Below are 16,436 nucleotides of genomic sequence, written 5' to 3'. Positions count from 1 at the left end.
TCCGCGGTTCGCCGCGCACAACTCCATCAGAGGTTAGAACCTAACGCTATGTACCATGTTGTTGCTTCCGATTTAGATGGCACGCTGCTATCACCTGATCATACCCTGAGCCCGTTCGCCAAAGAGACGCTGAAATTGCTGACCCAGCGCGACGTGCATTTCGTGTTCGCCACCGGGCGTCACCATATCGATGTAGCGCAGATGCGCGACAATCTGGAAATCAGTGCGTACATGATCACCTCCAACGGTGCGCGCGTGCATAACACCGACGGTGACCTGATTTTCTCGCACAATCTGGATGAAGACATCGCCAGAGACCTGTTCGGCATCATGCATAACAATCCGGATATTCTGACCAACGTTTATCGCAACGATGACTGGTACATGAACCGTGACCGCGCCGATCAGGATGATTTTTTCCGCGAATCCGTTTTCAAATACAAACTGTATGAACCGGGTCTGCTGGAAACTGACGGTATCTGCAAAGTGTATTTCACCTGTGAAGATCATGAAAAACTGTTGCCACTGGAAGAAGCGATCAATGCGCGCTGGGGCGACCGTGTGAATGTCAGCTTCTCACTGCCGGTATGTCTGGAAGTGATGGCAGGCGGCGTATCGAAAGGGCATGCGCTGGAATATGTCTCCAAGCTGATGGGCTATTCCCTGAAGGATTGCATCGCCTTTGGTGATGGTCTCAATGACCTGGAAATGCTGAGCATGGCCGGTAAAGGTTGTCTGATGAGCGGTTCGTTGCCACGTCTGAAAGCCGCCATGCCGGATGCAGAAATCATCGGATCCAACGCCGACGACGCGGTACCGCATTACCTGCGTAAGATGTATTTGTCTGAAGAAAGCTAATCGGTTTTGAAGCAAAGTCGTAGAACCAAAGCAGGGCGGTTGTCCTGCTTTGGGATCTGTATCTGCCGCTTTATTGCCGATGTCGCTGAAGCCTAACGTGCCGGTGTTGAGGCTGTTTTTATCCGCCGAACTTGTGCTGGCAAGCACCGCGCCATCGAGCTGCGTATGCCCGCCGACCGTGATATCAAAGCCGCCGTCACCGGCATAAATACCGGACTGCTCAACCACCGGGTTGTAGTCGCTGTTCATTTTGTCATTAGCGGCACTGATGCCGCCCGAACCGGTCATGGTGCCGAATGAGAAGCTGGCACCGCCGCTGATGCTCTTCTGGCTGCTGTCGTAATAGTCGCTGTCCTGCAGGCTGCTGATGGTCAGGTCGCCGCCGATATCCGCCACCACGCTGTTGCCGCTCACCTGCGCACCGGCAATCGTTGTGTCGTCGCCGCTGTTAATGCTGATGCGGTTGCCCGCGTCGATGGTGGTTTCGTTATGCTGCGTGCCGTTGCCCGACTCGCTGCCCCTGGAGGCGTTGCCGCTGGCGGAGATGTTGATACCGGCACCGCTCTCGCCCATGCCGATGCCAATCCCTATGGCGCCGCCGCTGCTGCTGTTTTCTCCTTCCAGCCACTGGGTGTTCTGCGAGGAAATCAGGGTGATGTCGTCTGCCGCGTTCAGCGCCACGTCCAGCCCGGCTTTAATCTGGCTGCCGATGGCCGTGATATCGCCGCCCGTCGCGGTTATTGACAGGTTATCACCCGCCGTCAGCGTGCTGCCCGTGGCGGTGTTCTGTCCGCTGTGGCTCTCGGATTTGGACGACTGCGTGCCAACCGAGGCGCTGATACCAAAGGCGGTGGAAGCATCGCCGGTGGTGGCCTGCGCCAGCGCCGTTCCCCCCGTCGAACCGACGGTGCTGAAACTCTGGCTTTTGAGTTGCAACGGCTGCCAGCAAATTGTGCGGTTCTCCACGAAAATAAAGATGGGTCATTATTACTTCATAGATATTCTTTCTTCCCCAACATTGTTTTTTTATATTGGCACTCTTTAACGCTTACATAATCTGCTTCTTTCCTTTCAGAAATATCATAGATAACAACATCATTACCTTTTGTTTGGATTTCATAACTATGACCATCTTCTGCCGTAAATGATCTTTCAAAAGTTCTACCAAGATCTATGCCATACATACTTTTTTCATCAAAGTGCCACCATATTTTATATACTTTCCCACTTTGAATGGTATATTCCAAATATCCCCGATTTGAGAATTGCGTTGACGGAGATGCGATCCCAGTTACTCTTTTTGAATAGCTGGTTTTTATTCCCATCACGGCTACTTTTGATGTAAGTCCATACACACCTTCTGATTTCATACATTCCGCAGCAGGTAACATTTTTTCCAGCCTGAAAAGTGTTGGTTGAAAACTATTGTCGACACGAATAAAAGAAGTATCGTTGCCCTGATAATCAGGCATAGAACTGCTCATATCCACAGTACATCCAGAAAGAAAAATCACGATCATCAAAAAAAACGAATTACTTTTCATATAAATATCCATGTTAAAAATTAATACCCTGTTTTTCATAAACATTTCTGTCTAATCCGATCCCAGCGTTGTTGGTCAGGATTTACTTACTTGTAATGTCTGTAATGTCTGTAATGACGATAGTAGATAAACCAGCTACCCGACCCACAAATAGGCCCAGCAAATAGACTAATACGATAAGCTCTTCGGATATCTTCCAGTGAAAAAAGAAAATCCCCACCAAAAGATAACCATACAAATGTTCTAAGCATTAAAAAAATAATCACAGTCATAGAAAGAAGAATTAATATCCATATTATATTGAAAATAAATAAAGAAAATACAGTCTTCGCATTCATTACTTTTTCTCCTTAAGACTATTTATTTGCTCGTTAATAATGGCACCAGTTCCTTCTGTTGCAATTGCTGCTCCTGTATTACCCGCTATGCCAGGAATAGCACTTGGTGGTAATGGTTTTGATATGCCCATTCCCATATCAACCCATTCATAGTTTTTCCAAGTTGGATTAAATATTTTGTTCAGAGGTCCCTGCGCAAACTTACCGATCCCATAACCTAGGCCTGAAGCACCGCCGCTTATAGCCCCTCCAGCCCACGGATCATCTCCCTTCAGATAACTTGATGTCGCACCACCTGCTGCATTCCAACCCACAGTTCCCCACAGTCCCGTATTCGCCGTAAATGCTCCCACATAAGTAGCTATCAACACATCTGTAGGATTGATTTCACCATTCACGCCATACTGGATCGCTGCATTAGCACTGCCGCCAATAGCACCTGTCATCTGCATTCCTCCAGGCAGATAAATCAGCCCTGCGGTCGCCATTGCGCCTGCCACTGCATTTGCCTCATTCTGCGCCTTCTGGCAACTTGCCGAACCCGGTGCATCAGCACAACTTGCCATATCAATACCGTGCTGACGGATAAATGCTTCCTGGCCTGCCTCCGTACCACCGCCTAACAGGTTGTTGTTCACTGTGGTGTTCCCCGCTATCGCGCCTGTCATACCGTCTGCCGTGCTGTCTCCGGTTAAACCACCCGCCAGACCCGCTGCCAGCGTCGATAAGGCCAGCACTTTTTGTTTTTCCTGCTCCGTCAGTTCGCTGATGGGTTTGCCGTAAGTGTCCAGCGCTATCATACCCGCCAGTTCACCTGCGGCGGCTCCCGCCGCTCCTGCCGCTGCATCTCTGCCCTGCGCCGCTGCAATGGCGGCATTCACCGCGCCATCGAGCTGGGTATGCCCGCCGACCGTGATATCAAAGCCGCCGTCACCGGCAAAAATACCGGACTGTTCAGTGACCGAGTTGTAGTCGCTGTTCATGGCGGTGATCCGGCTTGCTGAGTGAGCGGGAAAATATCCCGGCGCAGGCAACCGGGATATGTGTTTGTGAAAGTCATTCATTAGGATCGGTTGGGGGTTTTTTATGGGTGTTGTATTCTTCGATTTTATTGAATATGAATGCAGCTAAAGTGACTGCAAAACCAGCTACAACAGCCATCTTCAATCCAATAATGACTTGATGCCAATCATAAGAAAATTCACCAATAACCCATAAAGATATAAGAGCAATGATAGTTCTATATCCAATGCCAAGTACCGAAAAAAACACCATGGAATATATAAACAACATTAAATAATTAACTTTATTTATTAAGGACATTATTTACCCTCAATCTTTTTTATTAACGTTTTAGTAGCATCATTCCCATACTCAAAAATATATGAACCACTAATATCATAAGCAAAACCAGGTAACTCATTTCCAAATTTACCGACTAAAACTGGCGCATACTTCCCAAATCCCCCACCGAACACAGAGCCTGCAATGGCTCCGCCCTGACCAGACAAACTCGGTCCATCCGTCATAAATGCGCCGCCCATATTAATCAGCGTATTTCCGCCGATTTTATAACCCGGAGCCAGATAACCTGCTCCTGCCGCAACCGCTGCACTGTAATAACTGAACTCACCATCAGGTGCCATATTTATATACTGGAATGCAGAATTAGCCCCTCCGCCAATCACCGCACCGGCAATGCCTTTTCCTATGGCTATTGTCGGACCAAGATAAAACGCACCGGCCATAAATACGCCATCCTGATAACCTTCGACTATCGCTTTGGTGATATTCGCCCCTTCCGGCAAATCCCCTTTCGCTATTTTATCCAGCCCGGCCTGTGTCTGCTCGGGCGAGAGATTATTATCTACCGCAAACTGATTCCATGAGCCTGCTGTATCAATATAATCCATCATCCCTGAGGGAAGATTAAAGTGATTGTATTCCGTTGCATTCTTCCCACCCTGCGCCCCAGCAATAATACCCGCCGTATCATCACCTGCAAGTCCGCCCGCCAGCCCCGCGGCCAGCGTACTCAGCGCCACGATTTTCTGCTTTTCGTTCTCCGTCAGATCTTCGCGTTTCACGCCCGGATAAAGCACCTGGGCGATTAGCTCACCGGTAGCGGCACCTGCCGCACCCGCAGCGGCATCACGTCCCTGTAGCTCTGCGATGACACCGCCGACAATCGCATGGGCGATGGCATTAGCGGCAACGTTATCTTCGCCGACCTGTTTCTTGATTTGCTCCGCCAGATACGGAGCCGCGCCGCCTGCCAGTGCCGCAGTCATATCACCACCCGCCAGCCCCTGAAGCGCCATCGTCGCTGCGCTGATACCTTGCTGGATATCACTTCCGGTACCGTACTGTTTCTGGGTATCTTTGTACTCTTTTGTCTCCAGCAGGTCTTTGCCACTCAGTTCCGGATGCGCGGCTTTCGCTTTTTCCAGCCCTTTAATCTCACCCGCCGTCCGTGCAATATCCATTGCCTGGCTGCCTGCGTCGCCCAGCGCCTGCGCAATCTCCAGCCGCTTCTGCTCTTTCTCCTTGTCGAATATCGGGCTGATGCTGCCGTTGGCATGTTCCGCATCACGGCTTAAATCCGCCACGTCCTGCTGCTGGTTTTCCTTGTCGCGGATGGTGATATCACCCGCAGAAATCGCTGCTTTCGTGGTGCCGGATGCCTCACCTTCACCGCCTGCACCCACCAGTACGCCGTTCGCCATATTGCCGATAAAGTTCTCTGCAACAGTCCCGCCGGTGCTGATGCCTGCGCCCTGATGTTCGGTGCTGTATTCCGCTTTATTACCGATGTCGCTGAAGCCTAACGTGCCGGTGTCGAGGCTGTTTTTATCCGCCGAACCTGTGCTGGCAATCACCGCGCCATCGAGCTGGGTATGCCCGCCGACCGTGATATCAAAGCCGCCGTCACCGGCAAAAATACCGGACTGTTCAGTGACCGAGTTGTAGTCGCTGTCCATAGCGGTGATCCGGTTTGCTGAGTGAGCGGGAAAATATCCCGGCGCAGGCAACCGGGATATGCGTTTGTGAAAGTCATTTATCAGGCTCGGTTGGGAGCTTTTTACTGGCGTTGTAGATATCTATTCGATTAAAGACGAAAGCTCCAACAGACAGAATGATGCCAGCGACTGCACTCATTTTTAAAGTTTTTAAAACATCTTCTATCGATATATTTAATGAAGCTGTATATATCAATCCAATGACACCTCGAGCCAGTAATCCTAGTAGAAAAAATGATCCTGTAATGTATAAAAATATCAATATAAAAATATAAGGAGTCATTTTCTTCAACATCACTTATCTCCTTTTTGAGTTGCTTTCTTAAATGCATCATTTACCGTTTCAAAGGTAAATGCCCCGCCAGCGTCACCAATTAAACCTGAATAAGACAGCCCTATGTATGGTGCCAGCAAATCAGGCGCATATTTCCCAAATCCCCCGCCGAACACAGAACCCGCAATGGCTCCGCCCTGACCAGACAAACTCGGTCCATCCGTCATAAATGCGCCGCCCATATTAATCAGCGTATTTCCGCCGATTTTATAACCCGGAGCCAGATAACCTGCTCCTGCCGCAACCGCTGCACTGTAATAACTGAACTCACTGCCCGGTGCCATATTCATATACTGGAATGCAGAATTAGCACCGCCACCAATCACCGCACCGGCAATGCCTTTTCCTATGGCTATTGTCGGACCAAGATAAAACGCACCGGCCATAAATACGCCATCCTGATAGCCTTCGACTATCGCTTTGGTGATATTCGCCCCTTCCGGCAAATCCCCTTTCGCTATTTTATCCAGCCCTGCCTGTGTCTGCTCGGGCGAGAGATTATTATCTACCGCAAACTGATTCCACGAGCCTGCTGTATCAATATAATCCATCATCCCTGAGGGAAGATTAAAGTGATTGTATTCCGTCGCATTCTTCCCACCCTGTGCACCGGCAATAACGCCCGCGGTATCATCACCCGCAATTCCGCCCGCCAGACCCGCAGCTAACGTACTCAGCGCCACGATTTTCTGCTTTTCGTTCTCCGTCAGATCTTCGCGTTTCACGCCCGGATAAAGCACCTGTGCGATTAGCTCGCCGGTGGCCGCGCCTGCTGCACCCGCTGCGGCGTCACGCCCCTGTAGCTCTGCGATGACACCGCCGACAATCGCATGGGCGATGGCATTAGCGGCAACGTTATCTTCGCCGACCTGTTTCTTGATTTGCTCCGCCAGATACGGAGCCGCACCGCCTGCCAGTGCCGCAGTCATATCGCCGCCCGCCAGCCCCTGAAGTGCCATCGTCGCTGCGCTGATACCTTGCTGGATATCACTTCCGGTACCGTACTGTTTCTGGGTATCTTTGTACTCTTTTGTCTCCAGCAGGTCTTTGCCACTCAGTTCCGGATGCGCGGCTTTCGCTTTTTCCAGCCCTTTAATCTCGCCCGCCGTCCGTGCAATATCTGCCGCCTGACTGCCTGCGTCCCCCAGCGCCTGCGCGATTTCCAGCCGCTTCTGCTCTTTCTCTTTATCAAAGATAGGGCTGATGCTGCGGTTGGCATGTTCCACGTCACGGCTTAAATCAGCCACGTCCTGCTGCTGGTTTTCGGTATCGCGGATGTTGATGGTACCTGCTGAAATCGCCGCTTTGGTGGTGCCGGAAGCCTCACCTTCACCGCCTGCACCCACCAGTACGCCGTTCGCCATATTGCCGATAAAGTTCTCGGCAATACTGCCTCCGGTGCTGATGCCTGCGCCCTGATGTTCGGTGCTGTATTCCGCTTTATTACCGATGTCGCTGAAGCCTAACGTACCGGTGTCGAGGCTGTTTTTATCCGCCGAACCTGTGCTGGCAATCACCGCGCCATCGAGCTGCGTATGCCCGCCCACCGTGATATCAAAGCCGCCGTCACCGGCAAAAATACCGGACTGTTCAGTGACCGAGTTGTAGTCGCTGTCCATTTTGTCATTAGCGGCACTGATGCCGCCCGAACCGGTCATGGTGCCGAAGGAGAAGCTGGCACCACCGCTGATGCTCTTCTGGCTGCTGTCGTAATAATCGCTGTCCTGCAGGCTGCTGATGGTCAGGTCGCCGCCGATATCCGCTACCACGCTGTTGCCGCTCACCTGTGCACCGGCCATCGTGGTGTCGTCGCCGCTGTTAATGCTGATGCGGTTGCCTGCGTCGATGGTGGTTTCGTTATGCTGCGTGCCGTTGCCCGACTCGCTGCCCCTGGAGGCGTTGCCGCTGGCGGAGATGTTAATTCCGGCACCGTCCTTGCCCATGCCGATGCCCATTCCTATTGCGCCGCCGCTGCTGCTGTTTTCTCCTTCCAGCCACTGTGTGTTCTGCGAGGAAATCAGATTGATGTCGTCTGCCGCGTTCAGCGCCACGTCCAGCCCGGCTTTAATCTGGCTGCCGATGGCCGTGATATCGCCGCCCGTCGCGGTTATTGACAGGTTATCACCCGCCGTCAGCGTGCTGCCCGTGGCCGTGTTCTGTCCGCTGTGGCTCTCCGATTTGGACGACTGCGTGCCCAGCGAGGCGCTGATACCAAACGCCGTGGAAGCATCGCCGGTGGTAGCCTGCGCCACCTCCATCGCCTGACCGGTCGATACGCCGCTCATCACGCCTTGTGCGATTTTCAGCGCCGCGAGCCGGTCGTCACTTTCATCACTCACCGACTGCGCCGTCGTGACTGCGCTGTTTACCGCACTGCCTGCCGCACCCGAAAGGGCAATCGCCAGCCCGCTCTGTTTCTGCTCGAACGATTCATCGTGGGTGCGCGCATCGCGGCCCGGTTCAATCAGCACGCTGTCGCCTTTAATGCGTAAATCCTTCCCGGCGATAATATCTGCGCCACCGATATGGGCCTGGGCACCGGCGTTAATGCTGACGTTGCCGCCCGTCGAGCCGACGGTGCTGAAACTCTGGCTCTGCGTGGTACCTTCATCGTTCGTTTCATAGCGTGATTTACTGGTACCAATGGTGACGCCAATGCCGCCGCCGCTGAACATGCCGCTCTTTTTCTTCTCTTTGAGACGGTATGTCGAGTCGGTGTTGGTCGCCGCCACGATGTCGATATTGTTGCCCGCATTCAGGCTGACATTGCCGTCGCCGACCACCGCTGAGCCTTTCACCAGCAAATCATTTCCGGCGACGAGGGTTACGTTATCGCCGCTGAGCAGGGTGCCTGCTTCACGGGTTGCGCTGTCTTCCTCCACCGTGTGCGTGGTGGTTTTTTTCATGAACCCTTTTTTAGTTTTGGTTTCTTCTTTGAAGTGGTAATCACTTTCAGTGGCGGTTTCGAGGTTAATGTCACGGCCTGCGCCAATACCGATATCGCCGCTGGCAATTACCTGTGCCGCTTTGCTGTTGACGTCACGTCCGGCAACGATTGTGGTGTTGCCGCCGCTGACGATTTCAGTGCTGTCCTGGCGTACCGATTCGTTGATTTCGACCTTTTTCTTCGCTTTGTAGCTGCTGCCGTCGGTGGTTTCTATCGCCATCAGATTCACATCGCGACCGGCCTGCATCGCCACGTCACCTTCTGCGGCGAGTCCTGCGGCCCGGCTGTTGATATCCTGCCCGGCAACCAGCGTCAGATCGCCGCCTGCGGTTATCGTCGTGCGGGCGTTGTCAGTGCTGTGGGTTTCACTTTTGCCACGACTGGCACTCTGACTGGTTTCTATGGCATTCAGGTTCAGATCATTGCCTGCCAGCATCAGCAGATCGTCGCCTGCTGCCACAAGTGCGCCGGTAATATTGATATCTTGTCCGGCTCTCAGGATCATGTCGTCCTGAGCCATGATCCCCGCCATCGGGCCGCTTTGTGTCTCGCTGAAGCTGACAGACTCGCCGCGCCTGCCCGTTCCGCCTGCCTGCCATTGTTCGGTTTGCGTGATGTTATTAATGCTGCCGCCTGTGCTCTCAAGCTGGACGGTTTTGCCAGATATCGCGGATCCAATGTTGTTGATATCGCCCAGCGCGCCCAGTTGTAGTGCACTGCCTGCCTGCATCAGGCCAGCATTCAGGTTGCTGATGCTGCTCTGACTACCGATAAACAGGTTTTTGTTTGCGGCGAGGGTGCTGCCGCTATTGGTGACACTGCCGCCTGAAAGTCCGACATTATTGCCAGCAATCACGCTGCCGTTATTCACCGTCACGTCTTTTGGTGACAGATACACTTTTGGCACCATTACCGTCTGGCCGTTGATGCTGGCGGATTCCCACCACAAGATACTGCTGTCGAGCGCGGCGATTTGCGTAGCCGTCAGCGCTACACCAAAGGCCAGTCCAAGCGACTGCTGCGCACCTGCCGCGTTATCCATCAGGTATTGCATCTGCTCGAGATCAGAACCGAGGCCGCTGATATAGCGGCTGCCGGTCTGGTTGATCATAAAGTTGCTGACGTAGCGCGTATCGAATGCCGCATCACCGAGGAAGCGATAATCGTATTCCGGATGCAGGTTAAGTTTGTCGAGGAAGTACGCCGAACCGAGGAATTTATTCTGGTCGGTGTACTGGCTGTTAGTTTCACGCGGAGCCGTACCGGGTTGGATCCCCATTAATGCGTACAGGTCGCCAAACAGGCTTTGATCGAGTTGCCCCAGCCCGTCGAGTTTCGGGTTCGTGGTGATCAGATACGGGCTGTTCGCATCGGTTGAAGGGACAAAATAGCCGTTATTATCCGACGGCAAAGGATACAAGCTGTTGCCCCCGGCAATGTTAGCAACCGCATCGGTGAGGCTGTCGTACCATTGCGGCGAGGTGATGTCCGCGCTATCTGCGTTGGCGAGATCTTGCTGCTGAACGCCATCAGGCTGGCTGAGTGTATTTAGCGTCGGGGCAGTGATGATGTTGCTGGTGCCCCCGGCATTCGCCGTGGTGGTGGTGTTGCTGATGTCCTGGGTAAAATTGGCAATGACGTTGCCGCCAGCCTGGATGACGGAGCGGAATATATCACCGTCAGTACTCTCTGTTCGGATATCCCCTGTAGTGACAAAATAGATTGAATTCATGCCCCCAGTGCCGTTCTGAGAGGTTATGCTGGACTCCGTTGCGTACTCACTTCCACCATAAGCATATGACAAATAATGAGTTTCAATGCTTTCTATCCATGACTGGTTATTAAGCGTATTACCACTAAGAATGGCATTGTTAGTCGCTAAAATATGACTGGCATTATTCTCCAGTACATCCGCATGGAGCAGAAGATCGCGGCCAGAAGAGATATGCGCAACGGGTGAACCATTGCTCTCGACAATGACCTGTGAACGGGAAACGGCAAACTGTAATTCAGCGCTGTTGCTATAAGGGGCAGGACGAGACCAATATGCCCCGGCACAACCATTACCACAGCCAGTATCTGCGCGGTAGTAGCCATAATCGTAATTGATACTATCCAGATAGCTTAGCGGGACATCTGCATCAATCGACGTAAGCCATGAGTATTGTCCGGCTAAATCTGTTTCTTCGGTGACATGAGCAACTAATCCTTCCCGCTCATTCACTAAATGCCCGGTATTTATCGTAATATCCCCATTTACCGTCTCGATATTCCCCGAAGTATTCACCACTTCGGCGTTTGCATTGCCCGCCATATCGCGCTGCATCCACAGGCTGTTACCGGCCAGAATATCGCCGTGGTTATTGCGGATGGTATTGGCCAGCAGATACATATTGTTGCCCGCATACAGCAGGGCGGTATTGAGAATACTGCTGGCGGCATTGAGGGTCAGTGAGCCCGCGGTGCCGATAAAACCGGCCACCGTAATATTCTCACGGCTGTTCAGTACCACGTCGCCACCGGCCTGTAATGTGCCTGTGGTGCTCATCGAAATACTGCCTGCGGAGAGGATGCTTGCACCGCTGCCGGTGGTGATTTGTCCGTTATTAGTGAGCGTCGTTCCGGCAGTCAGATTCACCGCCTGGCCTTGCATCACGCTCTGATTATTTATCGCGCCATTGCTGGTGATATCCAGCACGTTGCCTGCCGCCAGCACGTTTTTACCCGTAAAAGCACCGGTTAATTTCAGGGTTAAATTACCCAGCGCAACCACCTGACCCAACTGTTCGAAAACGCCGCTGGTCAGCAGTAAGTTACCGCCGCTGTAAAGTTTACCTGCGGCCCTGTGGTCAATCCGGTCGGCATGAATCGCCAGATTCGAGGTGCTAAACACCGTCCCTGAGTTATCGATTGCAGCGGCATTCAGCAATACAGATGTGGCCTGTAGCCAGTTATTGTTGGTCAGGCTCGCCGTGTTAAACGTGAGTTCACCGCCGGAGAGGATTTTACCGTCGTTACGTGCGGACGCTGAGGCATCAATACGTGTCGTGCCGCCGCCCTGAATCAGGCCGTAGTTCACGAGATTTGGCGTGGTGAGGTTCAGGGTGTTCTGGCTCAGGACAATACCGGCAGCGCGGTTGGTCAGATTACCGGTGAATGCGAGGTCATTGTTCCCCTGAATACGCCCGCTGTTGTCGACAGAATCGCTGATCAGCGCAATATCCGTACCCTGAATTTGCCCGGCATTATTGACTGTCGCCGCACTCAGCCCCAGGGTTCCGTCTGTTAACAGCGTTTTGTCCTGTTGCTGAATAAATGCTCCGGTCAGCGCCACTACCAGTCCGTTGACGCCGATGATGTCGCCATTGTTATTCAGCGACGTGCCGTTTATCACCAGATTATTGCCCTGCAATGCGCCACGGTTATCAAGCGACTCTCCCGTCAGGGTGAGATCTGCGTCACTCAGCAGCGAGCCCTGATTAGCGATGTTTTGCGCGGCAAGGCTGGCGTTGCCCTGGCTTAAGATGTCACCGTCGTTACTCAGTGTGCTGGCAAGCGAAACATCCAGTTTATCCGTCCCAAGCAGGGAACCTGTGTTCGTCCAGTCACGGGCGGTGATAACAACATTTTGCCCCTGCAGGGTGCCTGCGGTATTGAGTAAACCCGCATCCAGGGTCAGTGAGCCTGCGGTCAGCGTGCGGCTGGTGCTGCCTGTGCGCAGTTCATCTGCCGTCATGTGCAGCGCAGAAGTTCCCTGCCACAGGCCCTCATTACTGAATGTTTGGGTCGTCAGTGACAGGCTGTTCCCCATTACCTGTCCGGCATTGAGAACGGTATTCCCGCTGATATCCAGATGCCCCTGACTTAAAAACAAGCCGTCACTCAGGTTATTAAAGTGTCCGCTGTTTACCGTGAGATTCGCCGCAGTGGTTACGCCGCCATGAATCAGATTCTGTGCCGTAAGCGTGAGTGCACCCTGTGCCACCTGAGTGCCATAAAGCGTGGCATCCGTGGCTGTCAGCGTGAGCGTACCATCAGACTGGAGCTGCGCGTCACGCTGGCTGGTCAGTTTATTCGCCTGCACCCTAAGATCGCCGTGGGCGATAACATCCCCGCCCAGACTTGCTTCACCGGTTTTCAGTGAAACATTGCCCAGACTGGTCGACAGTGAACCCTTTGCGGTTGTCAGTGACTGGCCATCTATTGCCAGTGATTTTTTGCCTGATAAGGTCCCGTTTTGCCGGATATCTTCCGCAGACACAACCAGCGCTTCATCAGAAAGAATTTCTCCACCCGCTGCGTTGCTCAGTGTTTTTACGGTACTTATCGAGGTAGTGCCTTTGGCAGCAATTTTTCCGCTGTTGGACAGGGAACCACTGCTTATGGCGGCGTTATTACCGGCTATCAGCTGGCCCTGATTTGTTATCGTCCCCGCCACCTGTGCTGAAATATCACGCGCCGTATTGACGCTGCTGCGGCCATCCTGTGTTAAATCTTGTGCGTTGAGATTGAGGTCGTTTCCGGCAGTCAAACGGCTGTTGCTTAACGTCAGTTTGCCATCGCTGTTAAGGGCGATATTGTTGTCGCTGGCAAAGGTGCCGTTGTTAAGTGCAATGTCCTGCCCGCTGACATTCATACTGCCACTGGCTTTATGTTCACCGCTCAGCGTAACGCTTTCCCCTTTGGCATTCAGGCTGCCGCTGGCAAGGCTGTTTTGCACGGTGAGTTTGCCGCTGGCATCCAGCGTGATATCCCCCTGACGGGCGTTCAGGTTGCCAAGGTTAACTCCCACGCCTTTATCGCTGGAAATCAGGCGGATACGACTGGCGTACATGCCGCCGAGCGCGCCGGTATCCACCGCCACCACGGGTGCTGCGCCTTCACCGGCCATCGCCGTTACGCGGCCATTTTTATCCACGCGGTTAGCGCCGGCGATAACATTCAGCGCGTTAGCATGAATTTGTGCATTCACTTCGGTGGCCCGCGAGATGATTGACAACGCATCCGACTGGCTGGCATTCAACCCCTGGCCTTCAACGGTGATGGAACCTTTTTTGACATCAAGGGATTGTAAGTTGCCACTCGCATCGAACACCGGTTTACCCGTGGTGAGCGTGGCGTTCGGTGTATTGATAAACCCGCAGCCGTTACAGGTGATGCCATACGGGTTAGCAACCATCACGTTGGCCGCTTTTCCTGCGACTTCTGTGTAACCGTTCAGTTGTGAACGGTTCGCGCCCGTCACTTCGTTAATAATGCCGCGCGCTTCCTGGCCTGCTTTCAGGTTGGGGTTGTTCTGAATCAGCCCGCCTAACTGCGTCTGGTTTAGCTGGCCGGTGGCATTATTGAGGATCAGCCCCTCTTTACCGACGTTGTAATTTTGAAACTGGTTATGGGAAATCCCCGCTCCGTTAGGTGTGGCGATATTCACTACCGGCACACCGTTTCCGGCCTTATCGATACCTGTAGCACTATTTGCAGGCGCCGGTGCGGCAAACACCGGCAAAACAGGTTGTCCTGCCAGCAAGCCACAGATCAAATAACTCAGTATGCGTTGAGCAAAACACATTGGTTGTTGATGATTATCCATAATCGTTTTCCCTTAAATCACAAACGCGATGCGGTAATAAATGCTGAGGTGGTCAGGCGCTAACCAGTCCGGATATTGCAACGGTGTACCCACGGTAAACTGGCTGGAGTAGTGACGATTTGTGGTAGAAAGCCCGACAGCGGCTCCCCACAACGTGCCGGACGCCCACGGGTCTTTGTTATCTTTTTGCAGCCAGCCACCGTCGAGTGCGACCACGCTGCTGACCTGGCCGATAAGCGGCAATGTGAACAGTCTGTAGTTCAGCTCGTTACGCCAGTAGCCGCCGTTATCGCCGGAAAGATATTGCTCTTTAAAGCCGCGTACCGAGCTTTCGCCACCGATGGTCAGACGCTCGCTGCCATATAGCCTGTCCGGCGACCACTGACCGTAGACGCTGGTCAGCCACCATAAATCTTCAGCCACCGGCAACTGAAAGCTGCCGTTCAGGCTCCATTTTTTAAATCCGGCTTTCGGCAAATCATCATTTTTGCCGTTATCGTCTTCCGCACCCAGCCAGGACACGCCATGGCTGAAAGTGGGGTTGAAAGTTGCGACGCCACCGAAGATTTTTTGCGTGTGGTTGAGGCCAAACAGCAGGCTGGTCAGCTTGCGACTGCTGCTGTCGAGCAACACATCATTGAGATAGTTATTGCTGATCTGATGTGTCAGTCCGATGGAGGCACCGGTTTTGATATCGCCATCGCGGAATAACACCCGCGAGGTGGTAAAACGGTGGCTGATGCTGTCGCCGGTCGATGCCCAGCCAAAGCCATTGTTGTCAATGGTGCTGAGGTAGTTGCTCCAGCTATAGCTGTAATCAAACAGGTTATAACCGTAGGGAATGCTCAGCCCGGCCTGAACATTTTGTGCGTCATGCGTGGATGAAAAATCGCTGCTGCGCCCGCCGCTGACGAACCATTTATCCGCAATACCCAGCACATTATTGGCCGTCAGCGAGCCGCCAGATTGCCCGGTACCGGTACTTTTCTGCCCGCTGTTATCAAAGTTAAGTGAGAAACTGAGCGGGAATTCCGGCGAGGCGGTGAGATTGACAATGGAATAGCCTGATTTCTTGCCCGGAAGGATCTCTATTTGCACCGGATCGTTGCGCAACCGGTTGATTTGCTCCATACCCTGTTCGATGTCACGCAGGTTAAGAATGCCACCTTCCAGTCCCGGGAAAGCCATTCTTAATTGTGTCGCTGACATGCCTTCGAGGGTAATTTTCTCAAGACGTCCTTCCAGTACCGAAATATGTAATTCACCCTGAGATAAATCCTGTTCGGTGATAAAAGCCCGGCTGGTTATATATCCCTGGTGAATATACCAGTCAGAGATTTGACGGGTTATCTCCGCAATTCCGTTCATCCCGATACATTGGTTAAGATGAGGTTTATTAATCTCGCGTTGTTTTTTATCAGAAAGAAGTGTTGCGTTATTTATATATATTTTATGAATGTAAAAGCAGGGGCCATTATTTTCTTCTATGTGTGATTCGATGGGTGAAACGGGAGAAAAACTGCGTTGTAGATCATCACGTTGTTGCTGGCTTTGCCTTAATAATTCCTGTTGTTCCTGACGGATCAGGTCTCGGTCTGCCGGATTCAGGGGGGCCGCAACGCCGGATGTAATGACGCCAGCCATTAAAATGGGCAGAATATATTTAAGGAGTGAATATTTACACAAGACAAATTTATCCCATGGATAATTAATGGAGTAATGTTTTGATACGGATTTTAATATGATGTTTCGTGGCGACAAATAAATCAAATTTTTTAATGGTATTGAGGGCGGGTGAATTTATT

7 protein-coding genes and 2 pseudogenes are annotated in these 16,436 nt (G+C 52.4%); 1 reads left to right on the top strand and 8 read right to left on the bottom strand.

Going from position 1 to position 16,436, the window contains the following annotated elements; genetic code table 11:
* The first annotated feature begins 48 nt into the window (after positions 1 to 48).
* Positions 49 to 858, top strand: a complete 810-nt coding sequence (gene yigL / locus ABIC79_RS22860) for a sugar/pyridoxal phosphate phosphatase YigL (RefSeq protein ID WP_013577502.1) — start codon at positions 49 to 51, stop codon at positions 856 to 858.
* A 66-nt stretch (positions 859 to 924) separates the two neighbouring features.
* Here the strand turns inward: yigL and ABIC79_RS22855 are convergent.
* The 8 genes and pseudogenes from ABIC79_RS22855 to ABIC79_RS22820 form a co-directional block, all read right to left on the bottom strand.
* Positions 925 to 1,743, bottom strand: a pseudogene (locus tag ABIC79_RS22855) (hemagglutinin repeat-containing protein); the annotation flags it as partial.
* A 107-nt stretch (positions 1,744 to 1,850) separates the two neighbouring features.
* Positions 1,851 to 2,441, bottom strand: coding sequence for a hypothetical protein (locus tag ABIC79_RS22850; protein WP_112152634.1), 591 nt, complete (start codon positions 2,439 to 2,441; stop codon positions 1,851 to 1,853).
* 298 nt (positions 2,442 to 2,739) lie between these two features.
* Positions 2,740 to 3,723 carry a VENN motif pre-toxin domain-containing protein gene (locus ABIC79_RS22845; protein WP_240433016.1) on the bottom strand — a complete coding sequence of 328 codons (984 nt, stop codon included), beginning with the start codon at positions 3,721 to 3,723 and terminating at the stop codon, positions 2,740 to 2,742.
* Positions 3,724 to 3,796: 73 nt separating this feature from the next.
* The gene (locus ABIC79_RS22840) at positions 3,797 to 4,063 is read right to left on the bottom strand and encodes a hypothetical protein (protein WP_112152633.1); all 267 of its coding nucleotides are present in this window, start codon (positions 4,061 to 4,063) and stop codon (positions 3,797 to 3,799) included.
* Positions 4,063 to 5,721: pseudogene (locus tag ABIC79_RS22835) on the bottom strand (VENN motif pre-toxin domain-containing protein); the annotation flags it as partial. The gene ABIC79_RS22840 and the pseudogene ABIC79_RS22835, both read right to left, overlap by 1 nt.
* A gap of 73 nt (positions 5,722 to 5,794) precedes the next feature.
* Positions 5,795 to 6,055: a hypothetical protein gene (locus ABIC79_RS22830; protein WP_121020197.1), complete on the bottom strand. Its 261-nt coding sequence runs from the start codon at positions 6,053 to 6,055 to the stop codon at positions 5,795 to 5,797.
* A complete protein-coding gene (locus ABIC79_RS22825) occupies positions 6,055 to 14,631 on the bottom strand; it encodes a hemagglutinin repeat-containing protein (protein ID WP_354568590.1) in 8,577 nt (2,858 codons plus the stop codon). Before ABIC79_RS22825 ends, ABIC79_RS22830 begins: the two co-directional genes overlap by 1 nt.
* A 12-nt stretch (positions 14,632 to 14,643) precedes the next feature.
* Positions 14,644 to 16,275 carry a ShlB/FhaC/HecB family hemolysin secretion/activation protein gene (locus ABIC79_RS22820; RefSeq protein WP_354568588.1) on the bottom strand — a complete coding sequence of 544 codons (1,632 nt, stop codon included), beginning with the start codon at positions 16,273 to 16,275 and terminating at the stop codon, positions 14,644 to 14,646.
* Positions 16,276 to 16,436: the final 161 nt, after the last annotated feature.

Origin of the sequence: Rahnella sp. 2050, from assembly GCF_040544515.1 — a bacterium.
GTDB classification, from domain to species: Bacteria; Pseudomonadota; Gammaproteobacteria; order Enterobacterales; family Enterobacteriaceae; genus Rahnella; species Rahnella aceris.
The sequence above is the reverse complement of the archived record's forward strand: the minus strand, read 5'-3'. Positions and strand labels throughout refer to the sequence as shown.